Origin of the sequence: Streptomyces sp. DG1A-41 (genome assembly GCF_037055355.1) — a bacterium.
In the GTDB taxonomy this organism is placed as follows: domain Bacteria; phylum Actinomycetota; class Actinomycetes; order Streptomycetales; family Streptomycetaceae; genus Streptomyces.
This window is the reverse complement of sequence record NZ_CP146350.1, coordinates 4,442,086-4,458,745: the sequence shown is the minus strand read 5'-3', so window position 1 is coordinate 4,458,745 and position 16,660 is coordinate 4,442,086. Positions and strand designations below refer to the sequence as shown.

At 69.0% G+C, this 16,660-nt stretch carries 14 protein-coding genes, 2 pseudogenes and 1 riboswitch; of the genes and pseudogenes, 8 read left to right on the top strand and 8 right to left on the bottom strand.

Translation table 11 applies throughout. The features are described 5' to 3' along the window. Nucleotides 1-127: 127 nt before the first annotated feature. Genes V8690_RS20790 through V8690_RS20780 form a run of 3 tightly spaced genes read right to left on the bottom strand, consistent with a single transcriptional unit; the run spans nt 128 to nt 2,226 of the window. A complete protein-coding gene (locus tag V8690_RS20790) occupies nt 128-1,354 on the bottom strand; it encodes a cystathionine gamma-lyase (protein WP_338780985.1) in 1,227 nt (408 codons plus the stop codon). Continuing rightward, nucleotides 1,351-1,842, bottom strand: a complete 492-nt coding sequence (locus V8690_RS20785; protein ID WP_338780983.1) for a low molecular weight protein-tyrosine-phosphatase — start codon at nt 1,840-1,842, stop codon at nt 1,351-1,353. Before V8690_RS20785 ends, V8690_RS20790 begins: the two co-directional genes overlap by 4 nt. Before the next feature lie 6 nt (nt 1,843-1,848). Further along, nucleotides 1,849-2,226, bottom strand: a complete 378-nt coding sequence (locus tag V8690_RS20780) for a phage holin family protein (protein ID WP_274817572.1) — start codon at nt 2,224-2,226, stop codon at nt 1,849-1,851. Between the two features lie 60 nt (nt 2,227-2,286). On the opposite strand from V8690_RS20780, the gene V8690_RS20775 reads away from it, so the two are divergent. From V8690_RS20775 to V8690_RS20760, 4 genes are all read left to right on the top strand, one after another. Next, complete coding sequence (locus V8690_RS20775) at nt 2,287-2,604, top strand: cupin domain-containing protein (RefSeq protein ID WP_010032823.1); 318 nt, start codon at nt 2,287-2,289, stop codon at nt 2,602-2,604. Nucleotides 2,605-2,766: 162 nt separating this feature from the next. Continuing rightward, on the top strand, nt 2,767-2,979 hold the full coding sequence (locus V8690_RS20770) for a DUF5326 family protein (RefSeq protein ID WP_338780978.1): 213 nt from the start codon (nt 2,767-2,769) through the stop codon (nt 2,977-2,979). Nucleotides 2,980-3,309: 330 nt separating this feature from the next. After that, the gene (locus V8690_RS20765) at nt 3,310-4,035 is read left to right on the top strand and encodes an IclR family transcriptional regulator C-terminal domain-containing protein (RefSeq protein WP_338780976.1); all 726 of its coding nucleotides are present in this window, start codon (nt 3,310-3,312) and stop codon (nt 4,033-4,035) included. A gap of 98 nt (nt 4,036-4,133) precedes the next feature. Beyond that, nucleotides 4,134-4,568 (top strand): SsgA family sporulation/cell division regulator, encoded by a 435-nt coding sequence (locus V8690_RS20760; RefSeq protein ID WP_338780974.1) that lies wholly within the window; start codon nt 4,134-4,136, stop codon nt 4,566-4,568. A gap of 108 nt (nt 4,569-4,676) precedes the next feature. Here the strand turns inward: V8690_RS20760 and V8690_RS20755 are convergent. After that, nucleotides 4,677-6,378: pseudogene (locus V8690_RS20755) on the bottom strand (YibE/F family protein). Nucleotides 6,379-6,450: 72 nt separating this feature from the next. Continuing rightward, a riboswitch (TPP riboswitch) is annotated at nt 6,451-6,640 on the top strand. Here V8690_RS20755 and thiC point away from each other — a divergent pair. Then, nucleotides 6,633-8,417 (top strand): phosphomethylpyrimidine synthase ThiC, encoded by a 1,785-nt coding sequence (gene thiC, locus V8690_RS20750; protein ID WP_338780972.1) that lies wholly within the window; start codon nt 6,633-6,635, stop codon nt 8,415-8,417. It overlaps the preceding riboswitch by 8 nt. A 90-nt stretch (nt 8,418-8,507) precedes the next feature. Here thiC and V8690_RS20745 read toward each other — a convergent pair. The 3 genes and pseudogenes from V8690_RS20745 to V8690_RS20735 all read right to left on the bottom strand — a co-directional run bounded on the left by V8690_RS20745 (nt 8,508) and on the right by V8690_RS20735 (nt 12,058). Continuing rightward, nucleotides 8,508-9,373, bottom strand: a pseudogene (locus tag V8690_RS20745) (hypothetical protein). 183 nt (nt 9,374-9,556) lie between these two features. Then, nucleotides 9,557-10,648: a metallophosphoesterase family protein gene (locus V8690_RS20740; RefSeq protein ID WP_338785409.1), complete on the bottom strand. Its 1,092-nt coding sequence runs from the start codon at nt 10,646-10,648 to the stop codon at nt 9,557-9,559. 297 nt (nt 10,649-10,945) lie between these two features. After that, nucleotides 10,946-12,058 carry a LacI family DNA-binding transcriptional regulator gene (locus tag V8690_RS20735; RefSeq protein WP_338780970.1) on the bottom strand — a complete coding sequence of 371 codons (1,113 nt, stop codon included), beginning with the start codon at nt 12,056-12,058 and terminating at the stop codon, nt 10,946-10,948. 431 nt (nt 12,059-12,489) lie between these two features. On the opposite strand from V8690_RS20735, the gene hisC reads away from it, so the two are divergent. Then, nucleotides 12,490-13,578, top strand: coding sequence for a histidinol-phosphate transaminase (gene hisC, locus V8690_RS20730; RefSeq protein WP_338780968.1), 1,089 nt, complete (start codon nt 12,490-12,492; stop codon nt 13,576-13,578). Nucleotides 13,579-13,603: 25 nt separating this feature from the next. On the opposite strand, the gene V8690_RS20725 is transcribed toward hisC, so the two are convergent. After that, on the bottom strand, nt 13,604-13,990 hold the full coding sequence (locus tag V8690_RS20725; protein WP_338780966.1) for a cyclophilin-like family protein: 387 nt from the start codon (nt 13,988-13,990) through the stop codon (nt 13,604-13,606). A gap of 128 nt (nt 13,991-14,118) precedes the next feature. On the opposite strand from V8690_RS20725, the gene V8690_RS20720 reads away from it, so the two are divergent. Beyond that, on the top strand, nt 14,119-15,627 hold the full coding sequence (locus V8690_RS20720; protein ID WP_338780965.1) for a cytochrome ubiquinol oxidase subunit I: 1,509 nt from the start codon (nt 14,119-14,121) through the stop codon (nt 15,625-15,627). A 20-nt stretch (nt 15,628-15,647) separates the two neighbouring features. After that, complete coding sequence (cydB, locus tag V8690_RS20715) at nt 15,648-16,652, top strand: cytochrome d ubiquinol oxidase subunit II (protein ID WP_338780963.1); 1,005 nt, start codon at nt 15,648-15,650, stop codon at nt 16,650-16,652. Nucleotides 16,653-16,660: the final 8 nt, after the last annotated feature.

Genomic DNA, 16,660 nt, shown 5'->3' with positions numbered 1-16,660 from the left:
TCTGTCGCTACCGTGATTGGACACTGACAGAGAGTCAACTAGCCTTGGTCGCGCGGTTCTTGTGCGCGGAACCGGGGGACGGTCCGAGCCGCGAGGGGGGAGGCTCGGACCGTCCGTGGGGGGATGGTCAGGCTGCCGACGCGTCCAGCGCGCGCAGCACATCGGCCACCAAATCCTCCGGATCCTCGGCGCCGACCGACAGGCGGATGAAGCCCTCAGGCACCGCGTCGCCGCCCCAGCGTCCGCGCCGTTCGGCCGTGGACCGCACTCCGCCGAAGCTCGTCGCGTCGTCCACGAGCCGCAGGGCGTCGAGAAAACGGTCGGCACGCGCGCGCGTGGGCAGCGTGAACGACACCACGCACCCGAAGCGCCGCATCTGCTGCGCGGCGATCTTGTGCGCGGGGTCGTCGGGAAGTCCGGGGTAGCGCAGCCCGGTCACCTCGTGCCGCTCACGCAGCGCCTCGGCGACCGCCAGGGCCGTCGCGCTCTGCCGGTCGGCCCGCATCTGGAGCGTCGCGATGGAACGGTGCGCGAGCCAGGCTTCCATCGGCCCGGGAATCGCTCCGACGATCTTGCGCCAGCGGTGTACCGCGGCCATGGCCTCGGGGTCCCGGCCGACGACGTAGCCCAGGAGGATGTCGCCGTGACCGGTGAGCTGCTTGGTGCCGCTGGCCACCGCGAAGTCGGCGCCGAGTTCCAGGGGGCGCTGGCCGAGCGGTGTCGCGAGGGTGTTGTCGACGGCGACCAGGGCGCCGCGCGCGTGCGCCGCCTCTGCGAGCCGCCTGATGTCACACACGTCGAGCCCGGGGTTCGACGGGGTCTCGATCCACAGCAGCTTCGCGTCGTCGAGAACGCCGAGCTGAGCGTCACCGGCGGTGGGCGCGGTGCGCACCTCGATGCCGTACGCCTCCAGCTGGGCGCGCACCAGGGGCAGCGCCTGGTAGCCGTCGTCGGGCAGGACGCACACGTCCCCGGCGCGCAGCTGGGAGAAGATCACTGCCGAGGTCGCGGCCATGCCGGAGGCGAACACGAGCGTCTCGACGCCGTCCCGGCCGGGCGCCTCCAGCTCGCCGACGGCACGCTCCAGCAGCGTCCAGGTCGGGTTCTCGTCACGGCCGTAGGCGTAGGGGCCGGTGGGCTCGCCCGGCAGGTGGTAGTGGGCGGCGAACACGGGGCCGGGCAGGGTGGGCTCGTACTTGGCCGGCTCGGGCAGCCCGGCCCGCACTGCGCGCGTGCCGTCACCGGCGCCCGCGGCCACCTGGCCGCCGCCGCGAGCTACCCGGCCCACGGCGCCCTCAGCCGGACCGGCGACGCCTGCCACGCGATGCGCGTCGCCCGTCGGGGATTCGCTCATGCCGCCCGTCCCTCCACGTCCTCGCGTACCGCGGCGAGCAGACCGGCGCTCGCCGCCTCCACCATCTCAAGGCACTCCTGGAAGCCCTCCGCGCCTCCGTAGTAGGGGTCCGGTACGTCGAGGTCGTCGCCGGCGGCGGGATCGTACGAGCGCAGCAGCCGCACCTTCTGCGCGTCCTGTTCCGTGGGCGCAAGGCGGCGCAGCGCCCTGAGGTGGCCGGAGTCGAGGGCGACGACCAGGTCGAGGCGGGAGAACCACAACGGCTGGAACTGCCGGGCCGTGTGGCCGGTGGCGTAGCCGTTCTCCGCCAGGACGGCCACCGTGCGCGGGTCGGCGCCGTCGCCCTCGTGCCAGCCGCCCGTGCCGGCGCTGTCGACCTCGACCAGGCCGTCGAGACCGGCCTCCGCCACGCGCGCGCGGAAGACGATCTCGGCCATCGGGGAACGGCAGATGTTGCCCGTGCAGACGAAGCAGACGCGGTAGGTCATGCGCGCTCAGTCCTTGTCGGGCAGGACGACGTTCAGCGCCCAGGAGACGACCGAGATGATCAGGCCGCCCAGGACGGCCGTCCAGAAGCCCTCCACGTGGAAGCTGAGGTCGAGCTGGTCGGCCAGCCACGAGGTGAGCAGCAGCATCAGCGCGTTGACGACCAGGGTGAACAGGCCGAGCGTGAGGATCAGCAGAGGGAGGCTGAGGAGCTTGACGACCGGCTTGACCAGGAAGTTCACCAGGCCGAAGATCAGCGCGACGATGATCAGGGTGCCGATCTTCTTGCCCGTGCTGTCACCGGTCAGGGTGATCTTGTCGAGCAGCCATACGGCCACCGCCAGGGCACCCGCGTTGGCGATCGTCTTGACTAGGAAATTCATCATGTGTCTGATCGTGGCAGACCTGATCGGACATGGGCACAAGAGGCAGGGACGGACACGGCGATGAAGGCATTCCGGCTGGACGAACTGGAGGCGGAGCGCGCCGCCAATGAGGGCGCCTACCTGCAGTTTCTGCGGGAGCAGAACATGTCGGTCGGCCTGTACGCCCTCGATGCGGGCGACCAGGATCCACAGAAGCCGCACAATCAGGACGAGGTCTACTTCGTTGTGAGCGGCCGTGCCGCGATCACCGTCGGCCTGGAGACGACGCAGGTGGCACGCGGCAGCGTGATCTACGTACCGGCCGGTGTCGCGCACAAGTTCCACCACATCACCGAGGACCTGAGGGTGCTGGTGGTCTTCTCTCCGCCCGAGAGCTGAGGGACCGCCTCGGGGTTCCCTAGGGGATCGGTCAGGGGAGGACAAGGGACGCGGGACCCCCGCGCGACCCCCTTCCGCACCTAGCATCGAGTGCAGGACATCAGCCATAAGAGACCGACAGGACCCGGCACTCGAACGGGCGGAGAGGTAAGGACGAGGGCGATGCAAGAGATCTTCACGGGACTGCCGTGGTGGGTGAAGTGGATCGCGGTGCCGGTCATCGCCCTGGTGGTGTTCGGCGGGCTGATCGCCAGCGTGGTCGGGTTCGTCATCGGACTGCTGTTCAAGGTGCTGGTCTTCGTGGCGCTGGTCGGCGGACTGATCTACGTCGTACGGAAGTTCACGTCGAGCTCCTCGTCGCGCAGCGACTGGTGAGACCGGTGGGAAACCGGTGGGGATAGCGGGAAACACCCGGCGTCACCGGTTCCCTCGGCCGGGGGAAGTTTCCCTTCCGGGCCGTCTGCGTGCGGTGGCAGACGAATAGAGTCCGGAACTCGACGCGGGGACATCCCCCGCGAGCGGCGTACATCCCCACCCGTGTCCATCGGCACGGTCTACCCCCTCGCGCTTCGGGAGTGACCCTTGGCCCCGGCTGACACCGCACGTGTCCACCTGCACACCGTCCCCGCGCAACCCCGCTCGGCGCCCCCCTCCGAGCAACCGCCTCCCGCCACGCCACCCCCTCCGCCGACCCTCATCGGATCCGTGCAGCGCGCGATGCGCCTGCTGGAGACCGTCGCCGCGCACGAATACGGCGCCCCCGCCAAGCAACTGGCCCGCGAGACCGGCCTGGCCCTGCCCACGACCTACCACCTGCTGCGCACCCTCGTGCACGAGGGCTATCTGCACCGGGACAAGGGCCTGTTCTTCCTCGGTGAGGCCGCCGAGCGGCTGAGCAGCAGCGGGGCACGGCAGAAACGTCGCAGCACGGTCGTCGACGCGCTCGCGCACTGGCGGGACGTGCTCGGCGTCCCCGTGTACTACGCGGTGTACCGCGAGGGCGAGATCGAGGTCATGTGCGTCTCCGACACCCCGGGCAATCCCGCCGTCGAGGAGTGGGCCGACTTCCGGGAGACCGGGCACGCGCACGCCATCGGGCAGTGCCTGCTGTCCCAGCTGGACGATGAGGCCCGCCGGGACCACCTCGACCGCTATCCGGTGCGGGCCCTCACGCCGTACACGGTGCGGGACAACCACAGTCTGCTGCGCCGTCTGGAGCGGGTACGGCGGATGGAACCTGTGACCGAGCGTCAGGAGTACGCCCTGGGCGCCGTCTGCGCGGCGATTCCGCTCACCCTCGGCACCACGGCCGCGACGATGGCCATCTCCCTGCCTGCCCACCAGGAGGACCGCCTGCTCCCGGCGGCCCGGCAGTTGCAGAGCGAAATCGGGCGTGTGCTCGGATCGCTCGCGCTCTCTATCAGTATGTGAAAACTCACTCCTTGTGATCTGCTGTGTACGTTCAGCAAGATTCCACCATTGTCAGAGGTTCGTTCCCGGCCAGTCCACGGCGAATGACGGGGTTAGCGATGCGCGAGTCCGTACAGGCAGAGGTCATGATGAGCTTTCTCGTGTCCGAGGAGCTCTCCTTCCGCATTCCGGTGGAACTGCGCTATGAGACCAGTGATCCCTATGCCGTCCGGCTGACCTTCCACTTGCCCGGTGATGACCCGGTGACATGGGCTTTCGGCCGGGAGCTGCTGATCGACGGGGTCGGCCGGCCCTGCGGGGAGGGCGATGTGCGGGTCACGCCCGTCGAACCGGACTCGCTGGGCGAGGTACTGATCCGGCTTCAGGTGGGCAGTGAACAGGCGCTGTTCCGGTCGTCGACGGCACCGCTGGTCGCCTTCCTCGACCGCACCGACAAGCTGGTCCCGTTGGGCCAGGAGGGCTCGCTCGCCGACTTCGACGCCCATCTCGACGAGGCCCTGGACCGCATCCTGGCGGAACAGGGCGCCGGCTGAGACATCCCTCGGGCGGCACGGTGGAGTAACGCTTCACCGGATGCCGCCGAGCTGTGCAGGAGCGCTTCGCTGTACGGCAAAGCAGGTGGCTCCGGAGTTCGAGGGGCGTCAGCGCTTGCGGCGCCGGCCCCTCCCCGCGTGCCGGGACCGCGGCGGCCTCCGCGGCGGGCCGCTCTCCCGGGCGGTCGGCCGAGACCACCAGCGCCGCCAGGGCCGTGGTGACCGGCACCGAGGCGACCAGGCCGATCGAACCGACCAGCGTGCGCACGATCTCCTCCGCGACCAGCTCGCTGTTGGCGACCGTCCCGACACCGCTCTGCGCGATGGAGAACAGCAGGAGCAGCGGCAGGGCGGCACCCGCGTAGGCGAGGACGAGGGTGTTGACGACCGAGGCGATGTGGTCGCGGCCGATCCGGATACCCGCGCGGTAGAGGCCGCGCCAGCCCATGGTCGGGTTGGCCTCGTGCAGTTCCCAGACCGCCGACGTCTGCGTGACCGTCACGTCGTCGAGCACACCCAGCGATCCGATGATGACGCCGGCGAGCAGCAGACCGCTCATGTCGATCGTCGGGTAGAGGCCGTGGATCAGACCGGTGTTGTCGTCGGTGTTGCCGGTGAGCGCCGCCCAGCCGATGAACAGCGAGCCGAGAACGCCGATCAGCAGCAGTGAGATGAGAGTGCCCAGCACCGCCACTGATGTCCGGGCCGACAGCCCGTGACACAGATACAGGGCGATGAGCATGATGGCGCTCGCGCCGACCACCGCCACGAGCAGCGGGTTCGAACCCTGAAGGATCGCGGGCAGGATGAAAAGGTTCAGCACCAGGAAGCTGATGGCCAGCGCGACCAGGGCCATGACCCCCCGCAGTCGCCCGACGACCACGACGGCGAGGGCGAAGATGCCGGCGAGCAGCGCCATGGGCAGGCGCCGGTTGATGTCGGTGACCGAGTACTGGAGGTCCCTCGGCGCGGAGGGCTCGTAGGCGACCACGACCTCCTGACCCTCGTGCAACTGGCGGGACTGGTCCGGCTGGACGATCTCGGTGAAGGTACGGCCCTTGTCCTTGCCGCTGTCGATCCGGATCGTCGCCCGCTTGCAGGTGCCGTTCTCCTGCTGCACGGCGGAGGAACCGTCGGCGGTGGAGGTGTCGCCGGTCGGCGGGACTCCCGAGGCGCCGGCCTCCTTGCAGCTCACCTCCACGACCTTGGTGACCGAGGCCTCCTGCGTCTGCCGGTCGAAGCCGACGCCGGTGCGCTCGTGCGGCGGGGCGCCACCCGGCCACAGCACGGCGAGACCGACCAGCACGGCAGCGGCGAACGGGATCAGGACCGCCGCGATGACCTTGCGCAGGTGTATGGAGACGGGCGTGGCAGGACCGTGGCTGTGACCGTGCGAGTGCCCGTGTCCGCCGCCCGGCGCGGAGCCGGGGCCGTTTCCGTCCCCGTGCCCGTCGCCCCCACCGTGCCCCTGGCCGCCGCCGGGACGGCGGCCTTCGCCAGGACCGTCGCCTCCGCCGTGCCCGCCTCCGCCAGGACCGTAGCCTTCGCCGTGTCCGTCGCCGCCGGGCCTGTCGCCCTCTCCGGGGCCGGAACCGCGCCAGCCTCCGGAGCCGGCGCCATACGCCCCGGCCGGACCGGCACCCTGCCCGCTCTCGGGACCGGGCCTGGGCCCGTGCGTCTGTCCCCCGGCAGGCCCTAGCCCGCCCGGGGCGGCGAAATCGTGCTCATGCCCACGGCCGTTGCCGTTGCCGGCGCCGGATCCGCGGGGCGGTTCGGGCGGTGGGTAAGGAGGACGCTGCGTCGTGGTCACCGACCGATCATCGCAAGAACGAGGGGGGCCCTCTGTTCACCGCGCCAGAATTGCCGCTAGCGTGGAGGCACCTTTTGTACACGCGGGAGCTCGGAGCACCGGGCTGAGAGGGCGCTGACCTCCGTCCCAGCGATGTTTCACATGAAACATCACCGAATTCGAGTGATGTTTCACACGAAACGTCGGCAGACGGAAGCCGCTGCGTCGACCGCCGAACCTGTTACCGGGTAATGCCGGCGTAGGGAGTAGGTCACATGACCAACAAGGACGCACGCACGCCTGCCTCCGTTCAGGACGCACAGTCCGAGGAGGCCGGGAAGTCCATCGGCTGGCACAAGGCGTACGTCGAGGGCTCTCGCCCCGACCTGCGGGTGCCGGTCCGCCAGGTGCATCTCACCAACGGCCAGTCGGTCACGCTGTACGACACGTCGGGCCCGTACACCGATCCGCTCGTCGACACCGACGTCCGCAGGGGCCTGTCGCCGCTGCGCGAGAACTGGATCATCGCCCGTGGCGACACCGAGGAGTACGCGGGCCGACCCGTCCGCCCCGAGGACGACGGGATCAAGCACACCTCGCCGCGCGGCGGCCTGCGCAACCTCGACGCCGTCTTCCCCGGCCGGCCGCGCCTGCCGCGCCGCAGCAAGGACGGCAAGGCGGTCACGCAGCTCGCGTACGCCCGCCGCGGCGAGATCACGCCCGAGATGGAGTACGTAGCCATCCGGGAGAACGTTTCGCCCGAAGTGGTCCGCGACGAGATCGCGGCGGGCCGGGCGGTGCTGCCGGCCAACGTCAACCACCCGGAGATCGAGCCGATGATCATCGGCAAGCGGTTCCTGGTGAAGGTCAACGCCAACATCGGCAACTCCGCGGTGACCTCCTCCATCGAGGAGGAGGTCGAGAAGATGACCTGGGCGACCCGTTGGGGCGCCGACACGGTCATGGACCTGTCCACCGGCCGCAACATCCACACCACGCGCGAGTGGGTGCTGCGCAACTCCCCCGTCCCCATCGGCACCGTGCCGCTCTACCAGGCCCTGGAGAAGGTCGACGGCCGGGCCGAGGAGCTGACCTGGGACATCTACAAGGACACGGTCATCGAGCAGGCCGAGCAGGGAGTGGACTACATGACGGTCCACGCGGGCGTGCGCCTGGCGTACGTGCCGCTGACGGCCAACCGCAAGACCGGCATCGTCTCGCGCGGCGGCTCGATCATGGCCGCCTGGTGCCTCGCGCACCACAAGGAGTCGTTCCTGTACGAGAATTTCGAGGAGCTCTGCGAGATCCTCGCCGCGTACGACGTCACGTACTCCCTCGGCGACGGACTGCGGCCGGGCTCGATCGCGGACGCCAACGACGAGGCGCAGTTCGCCGAACTCCGAACCCTCGGGGAACTCAACCGGATCGCGAAGCGTTTCAACGTACAGACCATGATCGAAGGCCCGGGCCACGTCCCGATGCACAAGATCAAGGAGAACATCGACCTTCAGCAGGAGATCTGCGATGAAGCTCCGTTCTATACGCTCGGCCCGCTGACCACTGACGTCGCGCCGGCGTACGACCACATCACCTCCGGCATCGGTGCCGCGATGATCGCCTGGTGGGGCACGGCCATGCTGTGCTACGTCACGCCCAAGGAGCACCTGGGCCTGCCGAACCGCGACGACGTCAAGACCGGCGTCATCACCTACAAGATCGCCGCCCACGCGGCGGATATCGCCAAGGGACACCCGGGTGCCCAGGAGTGGGACGACGCGCTGTCCGACGCCCGTTTCGAGTTCCGGTGGGAGGACCAGTTCAACCTCGCCCTCGACCCCGACACGGCACGGGAGTTCCACGACGAGACCCTGCCGGCGGAGCCCGCCAAGACGGCGCACTTCTGCTCGATGTGCGGCCCCAAGTTCTGCAGCATGAAGATCTCGCAGGACATCCGCCGTGAACACGGCGGCACCCAGGCCGAGATCGAGGACGGCATGGCGCAGAAGTCGAAGGAGTTCGCGGCGAGCGGGAACCGCGTGTACCTGCCCATCGCGGACTGATCCGCCCGCACACAGGCCGAGGGCCGGGGACCCGGTGGTCCCTGGTCCCCTGGCCGCGGGAGTGATTCGGCCTGTGGCACTACCCGACGGCTACTCCGGCTGGTGTTCCGGTCCTCCGAAGTCCGGGCTGGTGTAGTCCGGGCTGCTGAAGCTCGGCCGCGAGCCGCGGTTGCCGTCCCCGGGCTGGTGAAGCCCGGGCGGTCGTAGCCGAGGTGCGGAATGCGGCTGACCGGCGTGGACGGGGAGGTGTGGTGCAGCGCGGCGGCCGAGCCCGGGTCGACGAGGGCGTCCCGGAGGAAGGGCAGGATGCCGCGTTCCAGCAGGGCCTCGCGCCAGGCCTCCCTGGCCCGGTCCACCTCCCCTTGCGGTTCGCCGTGCGGTCCGCCTTCGGCCGTCGGCTTGTTACGCAGGGCGGTGATCAGCAGTCCCACCGCGGCGACGAGGATCGCGACCGCGGTCACGGCGCCGAACACCCAGCCCGTGATGAGCATGGTCCGGGCGAACGTCTGCTCGGGGTTGAGCATCTGAAGGATGTAACCGAGGAGCAGGAAGATCGCCGCGGCGGTTCCGGCGAGGACGGGTGCGAGGACGGCGACGACCGCTACGGCGCCCGCGCCGGCGGTCTCGGCGACCTCGCCCATGGTGGCGGCGAGGCCCGCCGCGCCCGTGTCCGGCTCGGAGGAGCCGGATGCGCGCACGGCCGGTTGGCTGGACGGCGCCGGCTGGCGTACTTCCTCGCGGACCTTGACGTAGTGCTGGTATTCGGTCGACGCGGCCGCCGTGATGAGCGCGGTGGCGTTCAGCGCCATGGTGCGCAGTTGTTCGGTGTTGAGCCGCTGTCCGACAGCGGCCAGTTCCGGACGGTGTGGTGCGGAGCGCAGCGCCTCATCGAGGATCCGCTCGTATTCCTGGCGGTCCTCGCTCAGCAGGTGCTGCGGAACGCTGTTCATGTGCATCCCCCGATGCTCCGTAGGGCTTGGGGCTCGGCATGCTGACGAGCCGTCGGGCAGAAACGGAGGGGAGCCTGCTACGGATAAGCCGATGGTAGAGCCGTGAAGGTGGGCGGTGACAGGGGGTTTACCGAAATTGGCCCCTCACCGGTCCGGTCCTGTGACGGGAAACGCCTGCCCGGTGAACGCTCACGTAGCCAGCGGCAGTTGCTGGACCAGCAGCTTTCCGGCCATGGTCACACCGCCGTCCATGGCGATGGCGAGTCCGTCGGCGTAGACGTGCGGTCCCTCGACCACGGGGTCGGTGCTCTCCTCGTCGTCCTCCGAGCCGACTTCTCCCAGCAGATACGGAATCGGGCTGTGTCCGTGAACGATGCGGGTGCCCCCGTACGTATCGAGCAGGGAGCGTACGGCGTCCGCGCCGCCCTCGTCTCGGAAGGAGAACCGCTTGGTGAACTTGCGGAACAGGTCCCAGACTTCGTCCGCGTCGTTGCGCGTGAGCGTCTCGCGAACGGTGTCGTTGACCTCTTCGATGGAGCGGCCGTAGTCGAGGTAGGCGGTGGTGTCGGAGTGCACGAGCAGGTGGCCGTCGACCTCCTCGACGGCGTCCAGGCGGGCCATCCACTGCAAGTGGTGGTCCTGGAGGCGGTCCATGTCGGTCTTCTGACCGCCGTTGAGCAGCCAGGCCGCCTGGAAAGTGGCGGTGCCCGCCCCGGAGTTGACGGGGGTGTCGCCGAACCGCTTGGCGCCGAGCAGCAGCAGCTCGTGGTTGCCCATGAGCGCCTTGCAGTAGCCGCCGGCCGCAGCGGCCTCGGCGGACAGCCGCATCACCAGGTCGATGACACCGATGCCGTCCGGGCCGCGGTCGGTGAAGTCGCCGAGGAACCACAGCCGGGCGGTGCCCGCGCACCAGTGACCGGCGGCGTCGAGGAGGCCTTTCTCCTGGAGGGCCGCCACCAGCTCGTCGAGGTAGCCGTGCACGTCACCCACGACGTACAGCGGGCCCTGACCGGTGTCGGCCTGCGGGGCTGCGACGGCCTCGGGGTCGAGGGTCACCTGGACCGTGTCACCCCGGTGGATCACGGGCAGATCGCGCTCGGTCGGCGTGTACCCCTCGGGGGAGGCCGCCTCGGGCGGCGGGGCGACCTCGCCGGGGTGGGCGCTGTGGACGTACGGACCGGTCTCGTGGACGTACGCGGGCACCCGGAAGTCGCGCAACGTCGCCGTCCGCTCCACCTCGGGTCCCTGACCGGCCCCCTGAGTCATCGACCCCTCCACCATCGCGCCGCAGCTGCACCGCATCGGACTGCCTGGTCGTAGCGGCCCGTCGGTGTCGTGGGCCCATCATAGGAATGCGGATCGCGCCATGTGATGACCCAGGGGTGGTGAATCAGAGCAAGAGTCCAGTTCACCGCGGCTTTCGCCCCGATTGAGCCGGGCTTTGACCACCGTGTGACCGTCCTCGCTTTCCTTCTCTTCGCGAGAACGATCGCTTCTCTCCGGGGGACCGGCCCCGTTTCTCCCCAGGATTGCGAACTTCCCTTTACCCGGGTGTACCGGCCTACCGGGTGTACCGGCCTACGTCTCCTCGGGTGACCTCGGCGGGCTGACCGTCGTGCGCGGCGGGCGCCGCTGGGACGAGGTGCGCACGATCAGCTCCGTCGGTATCACCTGCTCCACCGGATGGTCCGAGTCCACTCCCTCGATGGCGTCGATGAGGAGTTGCACGACCGCCGTGCCGATGCGGCGCGGTTTCAGGGAGAGCGTGGTGATGGGCGGCTCGGTGTTGGCGTACACCGTGGACTCGCTGCAACAGACCAGCAACAGGTCGTCCGGTACGCGCAGGCCGTAGCGGCGGGCGGCGGCGAGCAGGTCGGTGCCGTTCGGGTCGAACAGCCCGTAGACCGCGTCGGGCCGGTCGGGACGGGCCAGGAGCCGGTCGGCGGCGACGGCGCCCGCGCACGGATCGTGCGCCGGGTAGGCCTCGTACACCGGATTCTGGCCGACGCGCTCGCACCAGCGCAGGTACGCGGTGGTCGACAGGTGGGTGTACGTGTCGGTCGTCGTGCCGGTCAGCAGGCCGATGCGGCGGGCGCCGGCGTCGGCCAGGTGGTCGAGGATGCCGAGGACGGCGGCCTCGTGGTCGTTGTCGACCCAGGCCGTGACCGGCAGCGAGCCGGCCGGGCGGCCGTCGGAGACGACCGGCAGCCCCTGCCGGACGAGTTCGCTGACCACCGGGTCCTGGTCGGAGGGGTCGATGACGACCGTGCCGTCCAGGGCGACGTTCGACCACACGTCGTGGCGGGAGGTCGCGGGCAGGATCACGAGGGCGTAGCCGCGGGCAAGCGCGGCGGAGGTGGCGGCCCGCGCCATCTCGGCGAAGTACGCGAACTCGGTGAAGGTGAAAGGTTCGTCCCCGTACGTCGTCACCGTCAGGCCGATGAGCCCCGACTTGCCGGTACGGAGGGTCCGGGCGGCGGCCGAGGGGCGGTAGCCCAGCCGGTCGGCGACCTCGCGGACATGGCGGCGGGTGGCGTCCGGGAGCCGGCCCTTGCCGTTGAGGGCGTCGGAGACGGTCGTGATGGAGACTCCGGCGGCGGCGGCCACGTCTCTGATACCCGCCCGGCCCGGCCGACTGCCTCGACGTGAGGTTTCCGCGCGGCTCACCTGGTGCTTCCCTGCTGCTGTCATGGCGAGCCGATAGTAGGGCTCATGCGGTGGGGTAGTGCGGACGCATATGCGTGCGTTGACAGGCACGTTTCTGCATGATCATTAAACCCCAATTGCTTTGGAAACCAAGGGGGTTGAGCGCTCCTATGCCAGTACGTGACTTGTCCGCGCGCACGGGCCTGCCAAGTGGTCGATGTTGCGAAGAGGTCTCAACTCACCTGCACGGGGGATGCGCGCCACGGCGTGCAGCACCGGCGCGTAGATATATGTGCGGCGCGCCCCAGGATTCGCACACCTTCGTACGGCGATGCCCCTGATGTTGGTGGGGCACACGAGGCCGGCGTTTGTCGCTCCGCCATGGCTATACGCAGCGGCGCCGAATCCTCATAAGGTGAGGAGTATTGGATGTCGGCGGCGGTCATGGGCCGCCGGTCTTCGCGAGGAGGACTGCGGTGAGCGAGACGAGCCCCAAGTTGCGCGCCGAGCTGGAGGGGATCCCCACCTACAAGCCGGGCAAGCCGGCGGCGGCGGGCGGGCCGGTGGCCTACAAGCTGTCCTCCAACGAGAACCCCTACCCGCCGCTGCCGGGCGTGATGGAGACGGTGACGGCGGCGGCCTCCCACTTCAACCGCTACCCGGACATGGCCTGTACGGCGCTGATGAACGAGCTGTCCGAGCGGTTCGGCGTGCCCCTCTCCCACCTGGCCACCGGCACCGGTTCGGTCGGTGTCGCCCAGCAGTTGATCCAGGCCACCTCCGGCCCCGGCGACGAAGTCATCTACGCCTGGCGATCCTTCGAGGCGTACCCGATCATCACGCAGATCAGCGGCGCGACGTCGGTGCAGGTGCCGCTGACGGCGGGTGATGTGCACGACCTCGACGCGATGGCCGAGGCGATCACCGACCGGACCCGGCTGATCTTCGTCTGTAACCCCAACAACCCGACGGGCACGGTCGTACGGCGGGCGGAGCTGGAGCGCTTCCTCGACCGCGTGCCCGGTGATGTGCTGGTGGTGCTCGACGAGGCATACCGCGAGTTCATCCGCGACCCCGAGGTGCCGGACGGTGTGGAGCTCTATCGCAGCCGGCCCAACGTCTGCGTCCTGCGGACCTTCTCCAAGGCGTACGGCCTTGCCGGCCTGCGCGTCGGCTTCGCCATCGCCCACGAGCCGGTGGCCGCGGCGCTGCGCAAGACGGCGGTCCCCTTCGGGGTGAGCCAGCTCGCGCAGGAGGCGGCGATCGCCTCGCTGCGTGCCGAGGACGAACTGCTCGGGCGGGTCGGTTCGCTGGTGTGTGAGCGCACGCGCGTGGTCGACGGGCTGCGGGCCCAGGGCTGGACGGTGCCCGAGACCCAGGCCAACTTCGTGTGGCTGCGGCTGGGGGAGCGCACGGTCCCGTTCGCGGAGGCGTGTGAGCAGGCGGGCGTGGTGATCCGGCCGTTCCCGGGTGAGGGTGTGCGGGTGACGGTCGGGGAGACCGAGGCGAACGACATCTTCCTGAAGGTGGCGGAAGGGTTTCGCAAGGAGCTCCAAAAGCTCTAGGGGCTGAGAAGTCGCTGGGCGTCCGTCAGTCGGCCGGCTCCACGCGTATCGGGTCGCCGTCGCGCACGGTCGCGAGCAGGCGGGGGTCGCCGTCGAGGCGGCCCAGGAGGTTGCACGGGCCGGCGAGGCGGCACTCGTCGCCTCGTCGGCGTGGGCCCATGAGGGCGAGGGCGTCGCCGTCCGTCCAGAAGGCGACCGTGCCCGGCTCGACAATCTCCCGGGCGTCTGTTTCACGTGAAACGGACACTCCTGTGTCGAAGAACACTTTCTCGCCCCATGTGCGGGCGGTCGAGACGAAGGGCAGCGCCAGGGCCTGGGTGGTCGGGGTGTCGTCGAGGGTCGCGGTGAGGTGCCCCTCGGGCCAGGAGATCCGTATCTGGAGCGGGTCCGTGCCCGCCTGCCGCTGATTCAACAATGTGTTGAAGTTTACGCCAAGGGGTTGACGGTGACCGGGGGACCCCCTCAACGGCTCGAAAGTCCGTGCTGCATAATGGCTTGTGAATGTGAACGCTTTCACAAGCGTATGTAAGGAGCGGCGACGTGGACCTGGCTTTGGCGCCGGAGACCCTGGCGCGATGGCAGTTCGGCATCACCACCGTCTACCACTTTCTGTTCGTCCCCCTGACGATCTCGCTGGCCGCCCTGACGGCCGGGTTGCAGACCGCCTGGGTGCGGACGGAGAAGGAGAAGTACCTCCGGGCGACGAAGTTCTGGGGCAAGCTCTTCCTGATCAACATCGCGATGGGGGTGGTCACCGGCATCGTGCAGGAGTTCCAGTTCGGCATGAACTGGTCCGACTACTCGCGCTTCGTCGGTGACGTCTTCGGCGCGCCGCTCGCCTTCGAGGCCCTGATCGCCTTCTTCTTCGAGTCCACCTTCATCGGCCTGTGGATCTTCGGCTGGGACAAGCTGCCGAAGAAGATCCACCTGGCCTGCATATGGATGGTCTCGATCGGCACGATCCTGTCGGCGTACTTCATCCTCGCGGCCAACTCCTGGATGCAGCACCCGGTCGGCTACCGGATCAACGAGGCCAAGGGGCGGGCCGAGCTCACCGACTTCTGGCTGGTGCTGACCCAGAACACCGCGCTCGCCCAGGTCTTCCACACGCTCACCGCGGCCTTCCTGACCGGTGGCGCCTTCATGGTCGGCATCGCCGCCTTCCACCTGGTCCGCAAGAAGCACGTCCCCGTGATGAAGACCTCGCTGCGGCTCGGCCTCGTCACCGTCGTCGTCGGTGGTCTGCTCACCGCGGTCAGCGGTGACGTCCTCGGCAAGATCATGTACCAGCAGCAGCCGATGAAGATGGCCGCGGCCGAGGCGCTGTGGGACGGCGAGAAGCCGGCGCCCTTCTCGGTCTTCGCCATCGGTGACGTGGACAAGGGGCACAACGAGGTCGCCATCGAGATCCCCGGCCTGCTGTCCTTCCTGGCCAAGGACGACTTCACCTCGTACGTGCCCGGCATCAACGACGTCAACAAGGCCGAGCAGGAGAAGTACGGACCCGGCGACTACCGGCCCAACATCCCCGTCGCCTACTGGGGCTTCCGGTGGATGATCGGTTTCGGCATGACGTCGTTCGCCATCGGCCTGGCAGGGCTGTGGCTGACCCGCAAGAAGTTCATGCTGCCGCAGCATCTGCGGGTGGGCGAGGACGAGGTGCCGCATCTCGTGCTGCTGCCGAAGAAGGCCCTCGGTCCGACCCTCACCAAGTGGTACTGGCGCATCGCGATCCTCACCCTGGGCTTCCCGCTGATCGCCAGCTCCTGGGGCTGGATCTTCACCGAGATGGGCCGTCAGCCGTGGGTCGTCTACGGCGTGCTCCAGACCCGTCACGCGGTCTCCCCCGGTGTTTCCCAGGCCGAGGTCATCACCTCGATGGCCGCCTTCACCACGCTGTACGCGATCCTCGCCGTCGTCGAGGTCAAACTGCTGGTCAAGTACGTCAAGGCGGGCCCGCCTGAGCTCACCGAAGCCGACCTCAACCCGCCCACGAAGATCGGCGGCGACTCCCGTGACGCCGACAAGCCGATGGCCTTCTCGTACTAGGCCGAGGGAGCTGCACAGTCATGGAACTGCACGACGTCTGGTTCGTCCTGATCGCCGTCCTGTGGACCGGCTACTTCTTCCTGGAGGGCTTCGACTTCGGGGTCGGTGTGCTCACGAAGCTGCTCGCCCGCGACCGGCCAGAGAAGCGGGTGCTGATCAACACCATCGGGCCCGTCTGGGACGGTAACGAGGTGTGGCTGCTCTCGGCGGGCGGCGCGACCTTCGCCGCCTTCCCCGAGTGGTACGCCACGCTCTTCTCCGGCTTCTACCTGCCGCTGTTGCTCATCCTGGTCTGCCTCATCGTCCGGGGTGTGGCCTTCGAGTACCGCGCCAAGCGGCCTGAGGAGAACTGGCAGCGCAACTGGGAGACGGCGATCTTCTGGACCTCGCTGATCCCGGCGGTCCTGTGGGGTGTGGCCTTCGGCAACATCGTGCGCGGCGTGAAGATCGACCAGGACTTCAACTACGCCGGCGGCGTCCTGGACCTGCTCAACCCGTACGCGCTGCTGGGTGGTCTGGTCACGCTGGCGCTGTTCACCTTCCACGGGACGGTGTTCGTCGGGCTGAAGACAGTCGGGGAGATCCGGGAGCGGGCGCGGAAGCTGGCGCTGCGGGTCGGACTCGTGACCGCCCTGCTAGCTTTCGCCTTCCTGCTGTGGACGCAGTCCGACCGGGGCGACGGGGCGTCGCTCGTCGCGGTGGTCGTGGCGGTGGCCTCGCTCGTCGTAGCCATGGCCGCGGCGCGGGCGGGGCGTGAGGGCTGGGCGTTCGCCCTGTCGGGGCTCACCATCGTGGCCACGGTGGCCATGCTCTTCCTGACGCTTTTCCCGAACGTCATGCCGTCGACGCTGAACCCGGACTGGAGCCTGACGGTCACCAACGCCTCGTCCAGCCCGTACACGCTGAAGATCATGACCTGGTGTGCGGCGATCGCCACTCCGGTCGTGCTGGTCTATCAGGGCTGGACGTACTGGGTGTTCCGCAAGCGGATCGGTACGCAGCACATCGCCGAGATCGTGCACTGAGGTGTGTT